The organism is Rhodococcus sp. KRD162 (assembly GCF_017168335.1).
Taxonomy (GTDB): domain Bacteria; phylum Actinomycetota; class Actinomycetes; order Mycobacteriales; family Mycobacteriaceae; genus Rhodococcoides.
In genome coordinates this window covers 1-20,312 of sequence record NZ_JABFAU010000014.1, presented here as the reverse complement: position 1 = coordinate 20,312, position 20,312 = coordinate 1, and the positions used below count along the sequence as shown (strand labels likewise).

Here is a 20,312-nt window from a genome sequence, read left to right as displayed (position 1 = left end):
CGGCGCCGATCATGTCATGACATCTGACAACGCCGAAAGGCGCTCACAGTCGACCTGCATCGACTATGAGCGCCTCGGTTGAGCGAAAGAGCAACGGCTACGCAGATTTCCGCTCTATGCGGACTTCCAGACCGCAACCACGGAGGGGCGCGGCTGGGTGTCGCCACCGTCGGGCCAATGTGAAACCGGTGCATCGGCCGTCGCATCGTCGCTCTCACCCGGGTGCTGTACACACACCGTGACGCGATCGTCGCTGATGATCGGGCCGCAGGTCTCGGCACCGGCGGGAACCGTCAGGAACTGCCGGGTCTCTCCACGGCGCGCGCCGTCGAGTACCACGGCGAACAAGCCGTCGTTGGAATCGAGGGCATTTCCGTCGGTGGAGATCCACAGGTTGCCCTTGGAGTCGAACGCGAGATTGTCCGGGCACGAGATCGGACTGACCTGTGTCTTGTCGAAGCCGCCGAAGTACGTGTCGGCTTCGTTCGGATCACCACAGACCAACAGCAGGTTCCAGGTGAACGACGTGCCCGCGTGGTCGTCGTCGAGCTCGAGCACCTGCCCATTCTTGTTGGTGTTGCGGGGATTGGCCTCGTCGGCTGCCGGTTTGCCCTCGGTGCCGCGATTGGAGTTGTTGGTCAGCGCAACGTAGACCTTGCCGGTGACCGGGTTGGGCTCGAAGTCCTCCGGGCGGTCCATCTTGGTAGCGCCCACCTTGTCGCCTGCCTGGCGGGTGAACACCGCGACTTCCTCGGCGGACATGCCGTCCACCAGCGACCTTCCCCGGCCGTCCTCACCCGTCTCGAGCAGCGGGATCCACGTGCCGGTGCCGCGGAACTCACCATTGGAGGGCAGGGTGCCCGAGCCGTCGATCTCGTCGGGGGAATCACCGGTGAGGGTGGCAACGTACAACGTTCCTGCGTCCAGCAACGTCAGGTTGTGGCGCATCGCGGCCTGGCCGGTCCCGGGCATCATCTTTCGGCTCGAGACGAACTTGTACAGGTAGTCGAAGCGCTCGTCGTCGCCGCTGTACGCAACCACGGTGCCGTCGTCGGTGACGTAGATCGTCGCCGCCTCGTGCTTGAATCGTCCGAGCGCGGTGTGCTTGATGGGGGTCGACTGCGCGTCCCACGGGTTCACCTCGACGACATAACCGAAGCGGTTGACCTCGTTGGGCTCCTGCGCCAGGTCGAAGCGCTTGTCGAAGCGTTCCCACAGGCGTTCGCTCGCGGCACCCTTGACGCCGTAGCGCGAAAGCCGCTCGGCCGCAGTGGGATCGGTGATGGATTCTGCGTTACCGAAGTACTGGTTGAAGTTCTCCTCGCCGGAGAGCACGGTGCCCCACGGCGTCAGGCCGCCCGAGCAGTTGTTGAACGTGCCGAACACCTTGGTTCCGGTGGGGTCGACGCTCGTCTTGAGCAGGTCGCTTCCCGCGGCCGGGCCGGTGACGACGAACTCGGTGGTGCCGGTGATGCGGCGGTTGTACTCACCCATCGCCGGGGTCAACTTGCCCGTACCCGACTCGCCCTGGACCTGTACCACCGAAAGGCCATGTGCAGCAAGGGCAACGTCGAACTGCTCGCGGGTGGGGTTCTCGGCGTCGTAGCCCTTGAACATGGCCGGTTCGGTGGTGTATTCGTGGTTGACCACCAGCAGGTGCGCGTTGGGTGTGCCGTCGATCGCCAACAGGCCGGCGAAGTCGTTGTTGAAGCCGAACTGCTTCGCCTGCGCGGCAGCGGTTTGATTGTCGAAGTCGAACTCCGGGGCTCCGTCGACTACCGCGTCGCCCCAGCGGATGACGATTGCCTGCTCGTAGCCCTCGGGGATCACCACGGCGTCTTCGGTGTTCGGTTCCACCGCAACGAAATCCACTCCGTCGACGGTCGGAGCGTCCGTGCCCGAGGTGCCGGAAGCTCCGGTGCTGGCGGGTTCGTCGGTGGAGCACGCCGCCAAAGCGCTACCGGCGCCAACGGCGAGCACTGCCATGGCCCCGCCCTTGATGACTCCTCGCCGCGACATCGCGGTCTTGACGATGTCGCCGAAGTACTCGCCCGTCGAGGTATTGGGGATTTCGTGGAAGCACGCATCACCGCACTTGTACTTGCACGTCAGTGCTGATCGCTTGGAGCTTCCGTCGTGGACGGCGAACAAGGGTAGTGGCTTCATGACACGGCACGGTGTCACCCAAAAGCGAAAGTAAAGGAACGTTCAGATGAAGTTGGGGATAACGAGGTTGTCCTAAGATCCGATCGTCTGCCACAGCGGATCCGCGGGCCCGATGTCGTAGGTGCACTCACCGGGACGAGGATCCGGGACGAAAGCCCACAGGAGGGCCCCCGCGGTGCCGGCAGCTCGCTGGCCGTCGATCTTCGTCCCGATACTGCCCGCGCGAGCGCCGAGGTCGCCGCAGGAACCGGCCAACTCGCCGATCTCCCCGACCAGCAGCGGCTTGCCCACCTCGGCGGCCTGAGTGATGCGGCGCTGCAGCCCGTTCCATTGGTCGCCGGGGAGGGGCACGCCGTCGGCACCGTAGTCGTGATATTGCACGACGTCGACGAACGGTGATCCGGCGAGATACTCGTATTCCTCGCCCTGGCTTCCGCACTGCCCGCCGCCCGTCAGGCCGGCGGTGATCAGGGTGCGGGGATCGATCGCGCGGAGCTGTTCCCCAGCGGTGTCGAAGAACTCGCGCAACACCTGTGCGGCACCGGCCGCGCAGGTACGGGTGGTCCACGAGCACGAGGTATCGGTACACGTGCTGGTTTCGGGCTCGCCGACCAACTCCCATGCGGCCAGCGCAGGCGAGTCCTTCCATCGCGTCACCGCAGTGAGCATCCACTGCCGAAAACTGATCACTGCGTTGGCGCTGGGGACGGCAGGAGGCGTCGTCCAACCGTCGACGTACCACTGCCGGTCCTTGAACACGTTGCCCTCGCATGCTCCGTCCTGTGGGGACAGCACCGGGACGAGTAGCTGATCGTGCGCCGCAGCCGCCGCGAACACCGCATCCATCGGTCCGAAATCGAGTAGACCGGTGAATCGATTGATCGCCAACGCCTGGAAAGCATCGAATCGGGTCAGCGAATGGGGAGGGAGTGCCCCGAAATAGCTGTCGAGATCGACCATCGCACCGCAGCCGGCATTGACCGACCAATCGGTTGCGAGCTGGTAGGCATTGAAACCGGTTGGCCACCAGGGTTCGCCGTCGAGCGCCAACCCGTCCGCCCCCGCGGTCACGCGAGCCCCGTCGTCCGAGGCCGCGACAGCCGAGGGAATGCCGGCACTCGACGCCAGGAGTGCCACCACAGCGAGAGCGCGACACAAGAATTTCGAGACACTCGGCATTCGAGCAATGGTAGACGCCGGGGGCCGCGAGTCGAGACGTTGTTCTCACGTCACCGACCCGGCGAAAAGAACGAAATGCGCGCCCGAACAAAAAATCGATCGATGAAAGCCGCTGGTACAGAATTATGGGGAGCAATTCGTGAGTTTTCCTGTCGTGCAGTTGGTTTACTCCCGAGCGAAATAGCCGGACGGTTTCATTTCTGTGCAGCAAGGGGAATGGTGCAGTGAAACTCACGCTATTGTCCGAGTGTCAGTTCGAGAAGAGAAGGTTGGTCAATTCCCTATGCGGACCGAGCGTGTTGTTCCCTGTGCAGCTCTTCTTCTCGTGACGCTCGTGCTGTCGGCTTCGGTGGCCTCGGCGCAGCCGAGCGATCCGGAGCGACCACAGTCCTCGGACACCGCCGAGCCCGATCGCTTCACGTTCGCGCAGCTGGGTCTCGGCGACTCCACCACCATCGACCTGACCGGACCGCGTACGCGGGTGACCGTGCCATCACCCGCCGGTTCCGTGCCCGCAATGCTGACGGGAGTGCTGACCACGCCCGCCTGGCTCGACCGCGGCTGGGTCGATGTCGAATCCGGCGGACGGCCGATTGCCCGCATTTCCCTCGACAACGCCGCGCCGACGACTCCGGTCTCGATTCCACTCGACGCTGCACCGACCGTCGACGGGGCGATCGGCCTCGATCTGATTCCCTCGCTGATACCCGACGATCGGTTCTGCCCGGATCCGGACGCCGGTGCGGTTCGACTGATCGATGCAACAGTCGACTATCGCGGCGAACCGACCGTGCCCTCCACCATCGCGGAGTTCCTCCCGGCCGTGCTGCGCACGCTGACGGTGTTCGTTCCAGCCGAGCCGGACCGCGAGACGATCACTGCAGCCACACTTGTCGCGACGTCGGTGGTGCATCACTACGGGTCGCAACCGGTTCAGGTTCGAGTACAGCCGGACAGTGCACTTCAAGGAGCCGCACCCGACGGTCCGTTCGAGCGGTCGGTCGTGCTGGCCGAGAACTCCGACGCCGGTGCCGAGCTGATCTATCCGGTGGAACCGGCTCCGCCACGGATGTACCTCACCGGGACCGGATCCGACCTGACCGATCAGGCTCGTCTGATCACCAGCAACCTCGCCGATATCGCTGTCGCCACCGCGGCCGTTGCCGGGCCATCTGCACCCAAAGCCCAGCTCGCCCCCGATTCGGCCACACTCGACGAGCTCGGCATCGGAACGGTGACCGGAACGGGCGCCAGGACGGCAACAGCCTCCGTCCCGATCGATCAGACGCGCCTGGGCCGCTCTGCCTCGAATCTGTCCGTGCACCTGATCGGCAGCTACACCCCAGGGGTCGGATCGGTCCGGGCCACCGTGAACGGATCGCCGGTCGCGGTCTGGCCGGCGGAGGAGAGCGGCCGGCTCGACCAGTGGATCGATATTCCGAATTCGGCTCTGTCTCGAATCGACACGCTCGAGGTCTCCGTCGACCATCCGTCGACGACCACCGGTGGCTGCTCGTCCGCAGCCGCTTTCACCGTGACCGTGGACGGTTCGACGCTCGTGCGCTCGGCCGATTCCTCGACACCGGCACCGCTCGGTATGCGGTCGATACCGCAGGCACTGATGCCGCAGTTCGATATTGCCCTCACCGACGAGTCCTACGCCGGTGCCGTCCGGGCGGTCACGATGGTGGCCGGACTGCAGCGTTTGTCCAGTCGGCCACTCCTGCCCGAGGTCGTGTCCATGGATCGAGCTCTCGACGGTTCGACCCCGGCAGTGGTGATTGCACCGGTGGCAGATCTCCCGGACGCGCTGACCCTGCCGCTGTCCTCGTACGACGAGACGACCTTCCGTATCAACGACCCCGAGAACGACACCGAGGCAACCGAACTCACCGTAGACACCGCCCAACCCTTCGCAACCCTCCAAGTGACATCGGTGCAGAACAAGGCCGTCGTCGTTGCGTCGTGGAACTCGGCACCCGAGACGGTGGACACGATGCTGGCGTGGCTCGACGCCGACCCCGCCCGATGGTTCGCACTCGACGGCGACATCCTGTTCGCCGCGCCGAACACCGACCCCGTCTCGTTGTCCAGCTCGGCTCTGTCGGGGGCCGCGGACTCCGCTGCCGCCACCGAAGACGGGAGCTCCGACCGTTCGACGGCAGCGCTCGTCGGTGCGGGCCTGGTCGTCCTGGCTCTCGCGGTGGTGGCCGCCCTCGTGTTCGCGATTCGATCGCGCCGTTCAGCGCGCGCTCCCAGTCGGCACACCGGCGCACAATGACCGTGGCCACCGAGCCGACGCAGGCGCTCGCTCGCTGGAAGCAGTCACGCCACCCAGCCGGCATTCTGACGGTGCGCTGGGTGGTTCTCCTCGGCGGAGTCGCCCTCGCGTTCTTCCCGACCTGGGTGCGTTTGGCGCAGGAGTCGGCGGACGGCGCGATCACCGCGTACATCTTCGTGCTTCCGCTGCTTGCTGTCGTGGCGGCGCAAGGCGTAGCCCGTCGACGAGCCGACGAGTTGCCGATCCACGATCGCCAGACCGACAACATCGTCGGCGGCATCTTCTTGCTGATCTCGTTCGCGGTCAAGGCGCTGTGGCTTCCTCGATACGCCGATCAGTACGAACTCTCGCACCTCGACGTGCTTGCAGCATTGACCTTCTTCTTCGGTGGTTCCATCCTGATGTTCGGTCTTCGGCCGGTCGGCCGTTTCTGGTCGGTCTGGCTACTGCTGATCGCCCTGAGTCCGTTGGGTTATCGACTCGTCGCTGTCGGACTCGGCGGCAGCCGATTGGCCTACGCCTCGGTGATGGTGCTGTTGGCGGGCGTCGCGGGCGCTATCGCCGTCGGCCGAACAGCACGCCGGGGGTGGCTTGGTTTCGGATGCACGGTCCTGACCGGACTACTCGTCGCAGAGATCATGCTGCAACTGTCGCCGCAGATCGATATCGTCTGGCTCCAACTCGTTCCGACCGTCGGCGCTGCGGCGGTCACCGGCAGCGTGTTCTATCTCGTTGCCCGTCGTGGCCGATGGGAGCCGCGCCGTCCACATCGTCTTGCTGCCCCATCGGCGAAGTGGTCGCCGAGCTCGGTCCTCGTCGCGGTCGCGGCCGCAGTGGTCCTGTTCTTCATCCCGCTTCCCGACCGTCCTGAACTGCCGACTGTGATGGGGCCGACGGGATCTGTATCGACGCCGTTCGCGGCTCCGGCCGGATTCAGCAGCACCGGGATCGAGGAGTTCGATTGGGTCCGTGCCTTCTTCGGCACCAGGGCCACACTGGTGCGGCAAACCATGCGCGCCGACGAGGGTAATTCGGCGTGGGACGTCCGGGCGCGCCCGCGGACGGTGGTGGTCGATGTGTTGTCCACCACGAATCGGGCCAGTCTGGCCGTGTATCCGGAGAGCACGCTCTACCGTCTTTCCGATACCCGAACGAGTCGTTCGTTGCCCGTGGACCTCGGCCGTGGTGTGACCGGTTCGCTCTACACATCGGTGAGCGACGCTCTGCTGGTGACCTGGACCAAACTGGTATTCGTCTGGCAGCGCGGAGAATTCACTCAGCGAGTGACGATCATCAGCGTCGACAACCACGATGCGGATGCGGTGTTTCCGCAACCGATGCCGTCCATGGCGTCGAACCTCGGTACGGCGATCGGTACCTTCCTGCGCGGCAACGCCATTTCCATCGACGGGGACCCGGAGTTCAAGGATCGCGAACTGCTGACGAGCTTCGGAAAAGGGCTCGTTCGCGAGCAATGGGATCTCACGAACGGTTCGAGACGATGACCGCAACTCCGGCAGGCCGGAGACCGCATCCGCCGCGGGTCGGTACCGAGTCCGCAGAGTTTCGAGCAGCTGCGCTCGATGATGCCATCAACGGGCTGGCCGACCGAAACCCGTTGGCCTCGGCGGCCGTTGCCTTCGTACCCTGGCAGAAGTACACGGCAATCGGCAGCGCGCTGCTACTGCTTGCGTGCGCGATCGTCGTCCCCGTCGGGACGCTGCTGGCGGTCACCGTCGTCTGCACCGTCGGATACCTCCTCGCGATGATCGACCGCGTGTTGCTGTTCTCCCGAGGGCTGGACGCATCGGCGATCGTCACGGTCACCGACGAGCAGGCGCTCTCGATCCCCGATGACCTGTTGCCGCTCTACACGATCCTGGTTCCGGCCTACGACGAACCCGAGGTGGTCGGTGATCTCATCGCGGCGATGACCGGCCTGGACTATCCCCCCGAGAAGCTGCAGGTTCTGCTGTTGCTCGAAGAGGACGACGAGGTCACCATCGAAGCGGCAGCGCAGAGCGGCGTCAGTGATCTGGTGGACGTGGTCCTGGTGCCCGCCGGTGACCCACGCACCAAGCCGAAAGCGTGCAACTACGGACTGCATTTCGCGACCGGGACGATCGTGACGATCTTCGATGCCGAGGACCTCCCCGAGAAGCTGCAACTCCGACGCGTCGTTGCCGCCTTCGCCAGGTTGCCGGACACGGTCGCGTGTGTCCAGGCGAAGTTGGCCTTTCACAATGGATCTCAGAACTTGCTCACCGGGTGGTTCACCGCGGACTACGCACTGTGGTTCGGCTACCTACTTCCAGGATTGATGGCGAGCACGTCACCGATCCCACTCGGTGGAACCTCCAATCATCTGCGCCGCGACGTGATCGACGAAGTAGGTGCCTGGGACGGCTTCAATGTCACCGAGGACGCAGATCTCGGTGTGCGCATCGCAGCATCCGGCTACTCGACGGCCGTGCTGGACTCCACGACTCTCGAGGAGGCCAACAGCGATCCGATCAACTGGGTGCGCCAGCGGTCCCGCTGGTACAAGGGATACCTGCAGACCTGGCTGGTGCATATGCGCAGGCCGATGGTGACCGTTCGTGCCCTCGGCCCGGTCGGCACCTATCGCTTCACCTTGCTCCTTGCCGGGACGCCCGTCACCGCCTGCATCAACATGGTTTTCTGGTTCACCACGGCGGCATGGATTCTCGGCCAGCCCGGGTTGATCGCCCAGCTCTTTCCGCCGTACATCTACTACTTCTCGCTGTTGTCCCTGGTGGTCGGCAACATCGCCACCGTCTACATGTATCTGATCGCCAGTAGGGAGAGCGACAACGCCTACCTGCTGGTTCCGAGCCTGACGATGCCGCTGTACTGGGTGATGATGAGTGTGGCATCCATCAAGGGCTGCTGGCAGCTCGTGCGCAACCCGTCTTACTGGGAGAAGACCTTTCACGGATTGTCCGGGCCTGCGGTAGCTGCCGAGCCGGCCGAGGACGAAGCCACATGAGCTCGCGGGCACCGTGGATCGTGTTCGGCAGTGCTCTGGCGGGATACCTGGCCGTCGGCATCACGCTGAGCCTGCGCTTCGGCTTCATCCTGGGTGACGCTCTCTCGCGTACCGCAGCGGCGCAGGCGGTGCTGCTCAGCCGTGATCCGCACGTATCGGCGATCGGCTTCATCTTCACCCCGCTGACCGGCCTGGCCCAACTCCCCATGGTTGCGTTCGCGTCGTGGTGGCCGGCGATCACCCGGTGGAACATCTCCGGTATCACCGTCTCTGCGGCGTTCATGGCCGGTGCCGTGGTGATGGTGCACGGCATCTGCCGCGATCGCGGACTGCCCGGTCGATACAGGATCCTGATCACCGTCGTGTTCGCGATCAACCCGATGATCGTCTTCTACGGTGCCAACGGGATGAGCGAGGCAGGCTTCCTGTTCCTGCTCTGTTGGGCCGTGCGGAGATTGATTCGCTGGGTCGACACCGACGACGTCCACGATCTGCTGCTGGCCGGTATTGCGCTGGGTCTGGCCTTCCTGGCCCGCTACGAGGGCGTGGTCCCCATCGCGCTGGCAGCGGTGCTGGTGGCGGTCGTCACCGCATGTCGCCGGGGACGCGAGCACTGGAAAAGTATGCGGCGCAGAGCTGTTCTCGATGCCGTCCTCATCTCCGGCCCGGGGACGGCGATGTTCCTGGTGTGGATCACCACCAGTTGGTTGATCACCGGTGAGGCGCTCGCCCAATTGTCGTCGAGCTACGGAAATACCGCGATTCTGACGCAGTCCGGTGGGGCGAGCGGTGATCTGGTGCAGACCACCGCGTTCTCACTCGGTGCCCTCATCGCATTGGGGCCGACGTTGCTGGTGACATTTCCGCTCGCGGTGGTACTGGCCACGCGTCGGCGAGATCTCGAGTTCGTGGTGGCTCCCTTGCTGTTCGGCGGCGTGCTGGCATTCCAGGCCGGCAGCTATATCACCGGCTCGACCTTCGGATTCCTGCGGTTCTTCATCTGTGCCATTCCGCTGGCCGCCGTCGTCGTCGTGCAGTTGTTTCCCGCAGCGGGGGATCTGCCGACCCGGCGCGCGGGCGCATACCGCAGACATCGTCCGTCGTACCCGCCGATGCGTACCAGGGCGGCAGTGGCGGCGGCGGTACTGTGCGTATCCGCGCTGCCGATCACGGCCTGGGCGATGCTGCAGCCCTCGTTGTCCAGTCAGCAGTACGCCCTCGGCTACCTGCTCGCGGGGGATCCCTCCGCGGCCGACTCGGAGGCCACGACGGCACGGCGAGTCATCGACTCCTTCGCCACCGAACGGGAACTGGCGGCGTATCTCGACGGGCAGGCACTTCCCGACGGTTCGATACTGGTCGACTCCGTCTACGGATTCGCCGTTCTGGCCGCCTCGGAGTATCCGAGACGCTTCGTGATTCCATCGGATCTGGACTTCACGCAGATCCTCAACGATCCAGCGGCCGCCGGGGTTCGGTACCTGTTGACGGTGCCCAACGAAGGGCGCGGAGTATCGGATGCCATCAACCGGCGATACCCCACGATCTACGACAACGGTGCGCAGCTGTACCCGTTGGAATTCGAGATACCCAACACCGGTGCCGACCAACCGGATTGGCGTCTGTACCGGGTGCCCGCCTGAGCAAGTTCCTCAGAGCACCTGGGAGAGGAACGTTTTGAGTCGATCGGTGTGCGGATCGTCGAACAACTGCTCCGGCGTTCCGGTTTCGACTGCGCTGCCGTGGTCCATGAACAGCACCCTGTTCGACACCGATCGCGCGAAGCCCATTTCGTGGGTCACCACGACCATGGTCATGCCGCCCTGTGCGAGGTCGGCCATCAGCGCCAACACGCCCTTGACCAGCTCGGGATCGAGCGCGGAGGTCGCCTCGTCGAAGAACATCACCTCCGGCTTCATCGCGAGTGCGCGGGCGATGGCCACGCGCTGCTGCTGTCCACCCGAGAGGTTGCCCGGCCGCGAATCAGCCTTGTCGGCCAAGCCGACCAGCTCGAGTTGCTCGAGCGCCGCAGCTCGCGACGAGTCCTTGGACAGACCGAGCAACTTGTGTGGACCGAGCGCGATGTTGTCGGCGACGCTCTTGTGCGGGAACAGGTTGAACTGCTGGAACACCATGCCGATGCGCTGACGCAGCACGTCCGGGTTGTCCTTCAGGACCGACTTGCCGTCGAGCAGGATGTCACCCTGTTCCGGCTCGTGCAGTCGATTGAGAGCCCGCAGCAAGGTGGACTTGCCGGAGCCCGAGGGCCCGATGACCGTCGTCGTCGTTCCTGCCGGAACGTCGATGCTCACCCCGCGCAACACCTTGTTGGTGCCGAACGAGAGATGAATGTCCCTGCCTTGCAATGAAACAGAACTCATGTCAGCCTCTTTCCACGACGGTGGCCTGCTCCACCGGGTCCAGCGTTTGCTCGGCCTTACCGGTGCGCAATCGCTTGTCGATGTAGTTCACAAGATGGGTGAGCGGCACGGTCAACGCGAGATAGAACAGTCCCGCCGCGACGAGTGGCGACAGGTTTCCGGTCTGTGCGTTGAGGTCTCGGCCGACGGCGAACAGTTCACGCTGGGTGGCGAGCAGTCCGAGGAAGTAGATCAACGACGAGTCCTTGATCAGTGAGATGAACTGGTTCATCAGCGCAGGCAGCACGCGTCGGACACCCTGGGGAACGACCACGAGGTTCATCGAGCGACGACGGCTGAAGCCCAGTGCCCGTGCGGCTTCCATCTGCCCGGCCTCCACGCTCTGGATGCCGGACCGGAAGATCTCACCGATGTACGCCGCGGCCAGCAGCGACAGTGCCGCCGCACCGAGCCAGTACGGATTGCCTCCGGTCACACTCTGCACCACCGGACCGATGCCGAGCCCGATGATGAGAATGACCACCACCGCGGGCAAACCGCGGAAGATGTCGGTGTACACCCGGGCGGGCCAGCGTAGCCATCGCGTGCGAGACAGACCGGCCAAGGCCAGCAACATGCCCAGCACAGTGCCGATGATGCCCGACGCCAATGCCAGAATCAGCGTGTTCGGCAGGCCCACCCGGAGCAGGTCGGGGATGGCCGCCTTGTACAGCGACCAGTCGAAGAACGTGTCGCCGAGTTGTGCGAGGGTCGACTTCTGTTGCGGAGCAACCGCTTCGGTGGAATTCGAGTCGTTCTCGGCTGCAATGGCGGCGAAGTCCGGCAGTGTCGGCTCGGGGGCGGCCTTGCTGCCCGGCTCGAATCCCTCGGGCAACTCGCGAGGAACCCAGTCGGAGTACAGGTTTGCCCAGGTGCCGTCTGCGATCACCGCGTCGAGACCGGAATTCAGGGCGTCGATCAGCGGTTGATTGTCGCGGGCGACGGCCCAGCCGATGAAGTTGTTCAGCGAGAACGTGTTCTGCGTGATCGCGGTCCCGTCGTCGGCCTTGACCAAACCCTCCGCCTGCTGCGACGGAGCCACCCATGCGTCGATCTGACCGGTACGCAGATTGGCGTACGCGGTGTTGTAGTCAGGGAATTTCACGGGGTCCAGGCCGAGGGTGTTCACCACGTAGTCGTCCTGCACAGTGCCCTGAACGACGCCGATTCTGGTGCTCGCGTTCAGATCCTCGAACGTGGTGATCGGACCGCCGGCAGTGGCCACCAGGGAGAAGTAGCCGAAGTCGTAACCGTTGGTGAACCCGACGGTGTTGCGGCGCTCGTCCGTCGTCGTGATCGAGGACGATCCGACGTCGAAGCGGCGCCCGGCTACCTGGGCGAGCAGGCCCGAGAACTCGGTGCCCGAGAAGTTGATCTGCAGACCCAGTTTCGCGGCGACTGCCTTCAACAGTTCGTTGTCGTATCCGGTGTACTGGCCGGATGCATCCAAGCAGATGCTCGGCGGGGCGTCGGACAGGGTGCCGACGGTCAGCACCCCCGGCGTCACCAAGCCCAGTGTGCTCGTGTCGATCCGGTCCAGCGGGGTGACGTTCGCCGTCGTGTACTTGTCCTCTGTTGCCGCAGCACCGGCGGCGTCGAAGTTCGTCGGTGTGGACGAGGCGCTGTCGACTCCCGGAGGTGAGCACAGGTCGGTCGGACCTGCGGACGCCTGATCGTCGGACGAGGACGTGCCACACGATGCGAGTGTGAGAGCCATCAACAGTCCGAGAACGAGAACCACGAGCGCGCGTGAAGCGCGTACGGCAACCATGGACGAAACCCTAAGCGGACCGGGGCCCACTCACCCAAACGACCGTCACGCAAGGGTTTCGCTCATCGAACTGGCTACTACTTGTGTGTGTCCCGCCAAGCGATGGCCTGACTCAGTTCGGTCAGGTCGTACTCGGGGCCGTTGACGCCGACGGTGAACAGGGTGGCTCCGGCGTCGACGAAATCCGCAGCAGTGTCGGCCCCCGGCCACGAGACCGATCTGGTGATGACCGAGACGTCGCGGCCGACGGTGGTGCCGTGCTCGGCGAGGATCTCCGACTTGCGCTTCAACGCCTCGAGATCGGCGAAGCTGTGCCAGATGTGTGCGTACTCGGCCACCATTTTCAGTGTCTTCTTCTCGCCGCCTCCGCCGATGAGGATCGGGATGTCGCGGGTGGGTGCCGGGTTGCCGACGTCGAGGCGATGCCTGATTCTGGCGAGGCTCTCTTTCAGCAATGCCAGACGGGAACCTGCTGTGCCGAATTCGTAGCCGAAGTTCTCGTAGTCCTTCTCGTTCCAGCCGGCACCGATTCCGAGGATCAATCGACCGCCGCTGATGTGGTCGACGGTGCGCGCCATATCGGCCAGCAGGTCGGGGTTGCGGTAGCCGCCGCCGGTGACGAGGGCACCGATTTCGACGTTCGAGGTCTGCTCGGCCCAGGCACCGAGCATCGTCCAACACTCGAAATGCGCACCGTCGAGATCGCCGTACAGCGGGTAGAAGTGGTCCCAGTTGAAGACGATGTCGACGCCCGCGTCCTCCGAGCGCAGCACCGCGTCACGGATCAACTGGTAGTCGGGTGCGTGCTGGGGCTGAAGCTGAACACCGATCTTGACGGTCATGCGCGTCTCCTCGTCGTGTGGGCTGTCTCTCCCATGATGCACCTCACTCGGAGTCAGCCGATTCGGACGCCGCTCTCGGCCATCGTGGCCCGCAGGACGAAGGCCGCCTCGGAGCCGACGATCTCACCGACGAGGGTGATGTAGCGATCGACGAATGCGCCGCCGTGCTGCGGCTCGTCCTCGTCTCCGAAGTGGTGTGCCAGCTCGTGCAACACCACCAGTTCGCGTAACGCCCACGCGGTGTTTCCGCGATGCAGTGGCACGGCAATGGTGGCGGTGTCGCGTTCGTAGTGGGCCGCGCCCGCACCCGACCGAGCCCGGACGGTGATCGTGCGGCCTGCATCGGGCCACATTGCTCTGACCCAGTCCAGAGCCAGCACTGCATCGACATACCGCTGGACCGACTCGAGCGAGGCGAATTTGCGCTCTATCGGCAGCGTGATCTGCGAGCCCGCTACGTGCACGACGCGGATGTCGCGTTCCTCGGCGCGGTCGAACATGGTGCGCACCCAGTGTTCGGCGTCGTACACCGCCGATCGCTGTGCATCCCTCGCCTTGCCCACACAGTCAGCTTAAGGGGGCGAAGTTGTGCCGATTGTCCGACTCGCCTACTGTCCTATCGACAACGGTTGTCGAAGTCATTGCCATTTTCTATGTGTTCAGGAGTTTCCGTGCTCGTCGTCGATGACCTCAGCATCGATGCCGGCCGCACCCGCATCGTCGATCACGCCTGCTTCGAGATCCCTGATGGACGACGCCTCGGCCTGCTGGGGGCGTCGGGATCGGGTAAGTCGCTGATCGCATCCGCCCTCGTCGGGCAGCTGCCCCCGGGTGTCACCTGCACCGGCCGTATCCTCGTCGACGGTCACGAGGTCGCCGGAGTTCCGACACCTCGGCGTCCACGTTCAGCCCGTCCGGCAATGGTTTTCCAGGATTCGGCAACGGCCCTGAATCCGATGGTCACCGTCGGGCGGCAGCTGCGCACACCGGACGCACCCGCGCTGCTCGAGCGAGTCGGACTGCGAGATTCCGCCCGCATCCTGGCCTCGCATCCACTCGAACTCTCGGGCGGTCAGCGCCAACGTGTCTGTATTGCATTGGCATTGGCCCGCGAGAGTTCACTGGTGATCGCGGACGAGCCGACAACCGCCCTGGACGTGATCAGTCAGGCTCGCGTGCTCGATGCGCTTCGTGAGGCGGCGTCGCTGCTGTTCATCACCCACGACATCGCCGTCGCCGCGCACCTGTGCGACCACCTGCTGATCATCGATTCCGGCCGCATCATCGAATCCGGTTCCACCGCAACGGTGCTCGACAACCCCGTAGCGGATCGAACGAGACGGATGGTCGACGCGGCCCGGGCGGCAGATCCGTTCCGTCAGGTGGTCATGCGATGACTGCGGGCCTCGTGTGCTCGAACGTCACCCGGCGTCACGACCTCCACGGCTCCTCGCGAACCGCAGTGGACGGCGTGAGCGTCGCCTTGTCCCCGAGCGGTCGCGTCGGCCTGGTGGGTGAGTCCGGTTCGGGAAAGACAACTCTGCTGCGGGTGCTGTTGGCATTGACCGAGGTCAGTGACGGGACCGTCCAACTCGACGGGCGCACAGTGCGTCCCGGTTCGACGCGTTCGTTGCGGTGGTTTCGGCGGCGGGTGCAGTACGTGCCGCAGGACCCCGCGACCAGCCTCGATCCGCGCCGCAGTGTGCTGGACTCGGTGGCGACGCCGTTGCGCCTGCTCGGCGTCGACGGCGATCATCGAGCCAAGGCGAGCGCCGCACTGACGGCCGTCGGACTCGACGCGCGGTACCTGGCACGTCGACCCACCGAACTGTCCGGCGGCCAGAATCAGCGGGTCGCCATTGCCCGAGCGCTCGCGTGCGAACCGCAGTATCTCCTGGCGGACGAGCCGGTCAGCGGGCTCGACCCGGACCTGCGAGAACAGATCCTCTCGGTGCTGGCAGCGCTGCCGAGCGCCGTTCTGATGGTCAGCCACGACCTGTCCGCGGTGGTGCGGCTGTGCACCGAGGTCATGGTGATGCACGACGGCAAGATCATCGAAACCGGAAGTGCTCAGGGCATTCTCACCGAACCACAACACGAACACACCCGAGACCTGATCGACGCCATCCCCCGGCTTGCATGAAACCCACAGGAGTTATCTTGACCACGAACGCCTTTCGCCTAGGCGCGCTGGCGGCAGTAGGAACATTGACCCTCACCGCCTGCTTCTCCTCCGGAGCGGCCTCCGGCGACACCGAGAACCGCGCGCGCGTGGCGATGCTGCAACCGCCGCGCTCGGGACTGTCGCAGTTCAGCGACGACGCCTTCAAACTCTCACGCTGGTCGACAGCCGAAACTCTGATCACCCTCGACGACCTCGGCGACGCCGAACCCGGTCTCGCCACCGGCTGGAATCGCGTCGACGATCGCACCTGGAGCTTCGACCTCCGACCCGACGTCAGCTTCCACAACGGGACGCCACTCGATGCTTCCGCAGTCGTCACCGCGCTCACCGCAGCCACCACGGCCGCGCCCAAACCGCGCATCCTCGACGGCGTCGAGCTGACCGTCTCCGCCACCGACGACGACACCGTAGCCGTCTCCACCAAAGACATCGATCCGCTGGTGCCGCAGCGACTGTCGAGCCCGCAGCTGTCCATCCTTGCCCCCGAGGCGTACTCCGGCGGCGGCAGCGACCCCGTCGGCACCGGCACCGGGCCCTTCGTCCTCACCGCCGTGGACGGCACCTCCGGGGCCACCCTCGATCGCAACGACGACTACTGGGGCGAACCGGCGAAACTCTCGGGCATCGATGTCGATTTCGTGCCCGACGGAACCGCCCGCGCTGCCGCGCTACGCAACGGGACCGCCGATGTGGTGGAGGCCATTCCGGTCTCGCAAGCCGACAACATCGACCGATCGCTGGTGCACGAGGTGCCGATGCCGCGCACCAACACCCTGTACCTGAACACGGCGTCCGGCGTGTTCAGCGACCCGGCCATGCGCGCCGTCGCCCGAGAGGCGGTGGACGAGGATCGTCTGGTCGACCAGGTCTACGAGGGCAGGGCCGACATCGCGAACGGTCTGCTCGGACCAGCGCTGCCCTGGGCCGCGGATCGCCCCGCACGCACCGAAACCCCCGCGGGCGATGCCACCGGCAAGACGATCACGTTGGCCACCTTCACCGACCGAGCCGAACTCCCCGAGGTCGCGGTACTGCTGCAGCAGGAACTCGAAGCGAAGGGCTTCGTCGTCAACCAGGTGGTGCGGGAGTATCAGTTCATCGAAACCGATGCGCTCAGTGGCGCATTCGATGCCTTCATCCTCTCCCGCGCAACGGTGCTCGATTCCGGTGATCCGGTGGCCTACATGTATTCCGACTTCGCCTGCGACGGGTCGTTCAACATCTCCCAGTTCTGCGACCCACAGGTGGACGCAGCTCTGGACGGCGCCTCCGCAACCGAGCCGGGAAACGAGCGCCGCGCCGCGATCCTCGCCGCCGAGAAGCTGATTCTCGAACGCGATGCCGCCATCCCGATGCTGCACGAGCGCGTCGTTCAAGGTGAATCCGAGGCCATCACCGGCGTCGCACGGGACCCACGGGAGCGGATACTCATCACCAACCAGACCTCCTTCGAGTAATAGATGCGAACAACCGCCTCACGTCTGCTCGCGGTCTGCGGGGTCGTACTCGTGGTCGGGATGCTGCCGTGGTTGTCCAATCGCGATCCCGCACTGAGCATTCTGCGGGCTCGTTCGGCCGAGCAGGAGCCGACCCCGGAGGCCCTCGCCGCGATTCGACGCGATCTGGGCCTCGACGCAGGCCCGATCCGGATGTTCTGGGACTGGCTCACCGGGATCGCGTCGGGCAATCCCGGAACGTCCTGGAACACCGGAAAACCGGTACTTCCCGGGGCACTCGACGCATTGACGGTATCGCTGACGCTGATGGGTTTCGCAATGGTGGTTGCGATCCTGACGGCCGGGTTGGTGGTGCTGCCCAGCATGCGGGCCGGATTGCGCGGTACCCCCAAGCGCACCGCGGGCGGTGTCGCGGCCGCGCTCACCTCGTTGCCGGAGTTCCTACTCGCCTCGGTACTCGTTGTGCTCGGCGCGGTCTGGCTGTCGTTCCCTGCCTACGGCTGGAACGGCCCCGAGTACGCAGTGCTGCCTGCACTTGCTCTCGGACTTCCAGCCGGAGGGTTGATCGGGCGGTTGCTCGCCGACGCCGTCGCCGTCACGTTCACCGAAGGATGGGTCACCACGTGGACCGTCGCCGGATTCACCCGAGCGCAGATCGCCGCCGCGGTGTTGCGCCGAGCCCTCACCGGCATCGCGTCGCAGATCGGACTGATCATGGTGGCCATCACCGGTGGCGCGGTCGCCGTCGAAAAGGTCTTCGCCATACCGGGATTGGGGCGCACCACCCTCGGTGATGCGCAATCGCAGGACCTACCGGCCCTGCAGATCGACATCCTGCTTCTGCTCGCCGTCAGTGCAGCCCTCGGCATCGCGGCAGAACTCGTCCGGCGCATGCTGCTGGGCAGTGCACTGCGCGAGAAGGCCATGCCGATCCCGGCCGGGGTCTTCCACCGGTCACCGCGACGCTGGGTGGTGCCGAGTGCCGCAGCATCGGTGCTGGTGATCGTCGTCCTCGTCGGTCTTCCGCGGGACGGGCAGGTGACGAGGCGGGAGAAGTTCGCCGCCCCCTCCCTGGCTCACCCCTTCGGCACGGATGCCTCGGGGCGGGATCTGTTGGCCAGGGTCGCCGACGGTGCGTTGCGCTCGATCGGGTTGTCCCTCGCCGTGACTGTTGCGGCAACGTTCATAGGGGTGCTGTTGGGACTGGCACCGAAAGCGTCGCGGGGTTTGGTCGAGGTCACCAACGCGGCACCTCCCGTGGTGACCGGCATCCTCATCGCCGCCGTCTGGGGACCGTCGGCGGGCGGTGCCGCCGTCGCCGTACTGATCGTGACGTGGGCTCCGCTTGCCGCGCACACCGCTGCACTCGTCGAGGAGGCTCGGGCGCGGCCGTACATTTCGATCCTGCCGACGCTCGGTGCCAGCAATGCGCGCATTCTATTCGGCTCCATCGTGCCCAGCGTCCTTCCGGTAGTACTGCGGCACGCCATGATTCGACTGCCCGGTGTCGCACTGGCTCTTGCGGCGCTCGGTTTCCTCGGTCTCGGTCCGCAGCCGCCCACGGCAGACTGGGGCTTGATCCTGTCCGACGGGGTATCCGCCGTCGAACGCGCGCCCTGGGTGACGGCTGCTCCGCTCGCATCGTTGATCGCGCTCGCCGTTCTCGCGGTATCGCTCTCCGCGGCAACCTCGGGGCGGGCACGACAGGTACCGTCATCGAGACAGTCGACGCAGGAGGACGCAGTACATGACCACGAGAACCGATGAATCGCCGACGCGATGGCGGTGGTCGTTTCTCGTCGATCTGAGGCGGGCCACTCCCACCGTCCGGCTGCTCGTACTCACCCAGATGACCTTCAACATCGGCTTTTTCATGGTGTTGCCGTACCTGTCCGTACATCTGACGAGCGATCTCGGCCTCGGGGCCGCGCTCGTCGGGGTGGTCCTCGGAATCAGGACCTTCTCGCAGCAGGGACTGTTCTTCGTCGGTGGCACCCTCGCCGATCGGTGGGGTATCAAACCGGTCGTCCTCGTCGGCTGTGTGTTGCGAGTGCTGGGATTTCTCGGATTGGCGGTGTTCGATTCTCTTGCCGGCGTCCTGGCGGCCACCGTGCTGGTGGGATTTGCGGCGGCATTGTTCTCTCCCGCAGTCGAATCCGCCGTAGCGATCGAAGCAGGCAAGAGCGAACGTGACGGCGGGCCGACGCGGGTGGAGTCGTTCGCGCTGCTCTCGGTGTGCAGTCAGATCGGCTCGTTCACCGGCCCCCTCGTCGGATCGATGTTGCTACTGGCCGACTTTCGCATCGCGTGCCTGGTCGCTGCCGCGATCTTCGTCCTGGTCATCCTCGCCCACGCGGTGTGGTTGCCGCGCGAACCCGGCGAACATCGCGACGATCCGTGGCTCTCGGGCTGGACCGATGTGGTGCGCAACAGAACCTTCGTGCTGTTCGCCGTGGCGATGAGCGCCCAACTGGTGGCCTACAACCAGCTGTATCTGCTACTGCCGCTGGAAGTGGAGCGCGCCTGGGGATCGCAGACGGTGCTCGGTTGGTTTTTCGCGATCTCGGCGGTACTGGTGGTCTCGACCCAAATGCCGATCACCCGACGCATCGCGAATGTGGCACCGCGCATCACGCTTCCCGTCGGATTCGCCGTCATGGCAGCATCTTTCGTCCTGGTGGCGGTTTTCAGTCCCTTGGAGTTGGAAGGCCTGGTCGGGCTGATCCCGGCCGCACTGTTCGTGCTCCTGCTCGCGCTGGGACAAATGATCGCCATGCCCCAGGCCAGGGATCTGGTGCCGCGGATGGCAGCCGAACGTCGACTGGGGTCCTACTACGGCTTCATGGCCTCGCTCGGCGGCATCGGAGTCCTCATCGGATCCATCGCCCTCGGTGCCGTCATCGATGCCTCACCCGACACGGGCTGGGGTGCGGCCATCCCATGGCTGGTCGCTGCGCTGTTCCCCATCGCCAGTGTTCTCGGTCTTCGCGTGGTGCTCGCC

General features: G+C 65.1%; 15 protein-coding genes. 9 read left to right on the top strand and 6 right to left on the bottom strand.

Annotated elements, in window-relative coordinates; genetic code table 11:
* Nucleotides 1-114 precede the first annotated feature (114 nt).
* The gene (locus J1M87_RS20450) at nt 115-2,166 is read right to left on the bottom strand and encodes a PhoX family phosphatase (RefSeq protein ID WP_206491494.1); all 2,052 of its coding nucleotides are present in this window, start codon (nt 2,164-2,166) and stop codon (nt 115-117) included.
* A gap of 72 nt (nt 2,167-2,238) precedes the next feature.
* The gene (locus J1M87_RS20445) at nt 2,239-3,345 is read right to left on the bottom strand and encodes a beta-mannosidase (RefSeq protein WP_241257279.1); all 1,107 of its coding nucleotides are present in this window, start codon (nt 3,343-3,345) and stop codon (nt 2,239-2,241) included.
* Nucleotides 3,346-3,670: 325 nt separating this feature from the next.
* Here J1M87_RS20445 and J1M87_RS20440 point away from each other — a divergent pair, with 325 nt between their 5' ends.
* From J1M87_RS20440 to J1M87_RS20425, 4 genes are read left to right on the top strand one after another with little or no spacing between them, the layout of a single operon-like run.
* The gene (locus J1M87_RS20440) at nt 3,671-5,626 is read left to right on the top strand and encodes a hypothetical protein (RefSeq protein ID WP_206491493.1); all 1,956 of its coding nucleotides are present in this window, start codon (nt 3,671-3,673) and stop codon (nt 5,624-5,626) included.
* The gene (locus J1M87_RS20435) at nt 5,623-7,131 is read left to right on the top strand and encodes a hypothetical protein (RefSeq protein WP_206491492.1); all 1,509 of its coding nucleotides are present in this window, start codon (nt 5,623-5,625) and stop codon (nt 7,129-7,131) included. Before J1M87_RS20440 ends, J1M87_RS20435 begins: the two co-directional genes overlap by 4 nt.
* Complete coding sequence (locus J1M87_RS20430) at nt 7,128-8,636, top strand: glycosyltransferase (RefSeq protein ID WP_206491491.1); 1,509 nt, start codon at nt 7,128-7,130, stop codon at nt 8,634-8,636. The genes J1M87_RS20435 and J1M87_RS20430 overlap by 4 nt, the downstream gene beginning before the upstream one ends.
* A complete protein-coding gene (locus tag J1M87_RS20425; protein WP_206491490.1) occupies nt 8,633-10,279 on the top strand; it encodes a glycosyltransferase family 39 protein in 1,647 nt (548 codons plus the stop codon). The genes J1M87_RS20430 and J1M87_RS20425 overlap by 4 nt, the downstream gene beginning before the upstream one ends.
* A gap of 9 nt (nt 10,280-10,288) precedes the next feature.
* Here the strand turns inward: J1M87_RS20425 and J1M87_RS20420 are convergent, their stop codons facing one another.
* The 4 genes from J1M87_RS20420 to J1M87_RS20405 all read right to left on the bottom strand — a co-directional run bounded on the left by J1M87_RS20420 (nt 10,289) and on the right by J1M87_RS20405 (nt 14,232).
* A complete protein-coding gene (locus J1M87_RS20420) occupies nt 10,289-11,017 on the bottom strand; it encodes an amino acid ABC transporter ATP-binding protein (protein ID WP_206491489.1) in 729 nt (242 codons plus the stop codon).
* A gap of 1 nt (nt 11,018) precedes the next feature.
* The gene (locus J1M87_RS20415) at nt 11,019-12,827 is read right to left on the bottom strand and encodes an ABC transporter substrate-binding protein/permease (protein ID WP_206491488.1); all 1,809 of its coding nucleotides are present in this window, start codon (nt 12,825-12,827) and stop codon (nt 11,019-11,021) included.
* Between the two features lie 77 nt (nt 12,828-12,904).
* A complete protein-coding gene (locus J1M87_RS20410; protein WP_206491487.1) occupies nt 12,905-13,669 on the bottom strand; it encodes an LLM class F420-dependent oxidoreductase in 765 nt (254 codons plus the stop codon).
* A gap of 53 nt (nt 13,670-13,722) precedes the next feature.
* Nucleotides 13,723-14,232, bottom strand: coding sequence for a TIGR04338 family metallohydrolase (locus J1M87_RS20405; protein WP_206491485.1), 510 nt, complete (start codon nt 14,230-14,232; stop codon nt 13,723-13,725).
* A 108-nt stretch (nt 14,233-14,340) separates the two neighbouring features.
* On the opposite strand from J1M87_RS20405, the gene J1M87_RS20400 reads away from it, so the two are divergent.
* From J1M87_RS20400 to J1M87_RS20380, 5 genes are all read left to right on the top strand, one after another.
* The gene (locus J1M87_RS20400; protein ID WP_307830886.1) at nt 14,341-15,066 is read left to right on the top strand and encodes an ATP-binding cassette domain-containing protein; all 726 of its coding nucleotides are present in this window, start codon (nt 14,341-14,343) and stop codon (nt 15,064-15,066) included.
* Nucleotides 15,063-15,812 (top strand): ABC transporter ATP-binding protein, encoded by a 750-nt coding sequence (locus J1M87_RS20395; RefSeq protein WP_206491482.1) that lies wholly within the window; start codon nt 15,063-15,065, stop codon nt 15,810-15,812. Before J1M87_RS20400 ends, J1M87_RS20395 begins: the two co-directional genes overlap by 4 nt.
* 17 nt (nt 15,813-15,829) lie before the next feature.
* A complete protein-coding gene (locus J1M87_RS20390; protein WP_241257278.1) occupies nt 15,830-17,311 on the top strand; it encodes an ABC transporter substrate-binding protein in 1,482 nt (493 codons plus the stop codon).
* Nucleotides 17,312-17,314: 3 nt separating this feature from the next.
* Complete coding sequence (locus J1M87_RS20385; protein ID WP_206491481.1) at nt 17,315-19,078, top strand: ABC transporter permease subunit; 1,764 nt, start codon at nt 17,315-17,317, stop codon at nt 19,076-19,078.
* Nucleotides 19,059-20,312: MFS transporter (locus J1M87_RS20380; protein ID WP_206491480.1), on the top strand; the 1,254-nt coding region annotated here is incomplete at its 3' end. The genes J1M87_RS20385 and J1M87_RS20380, both read left to right, overlap by 20 nt.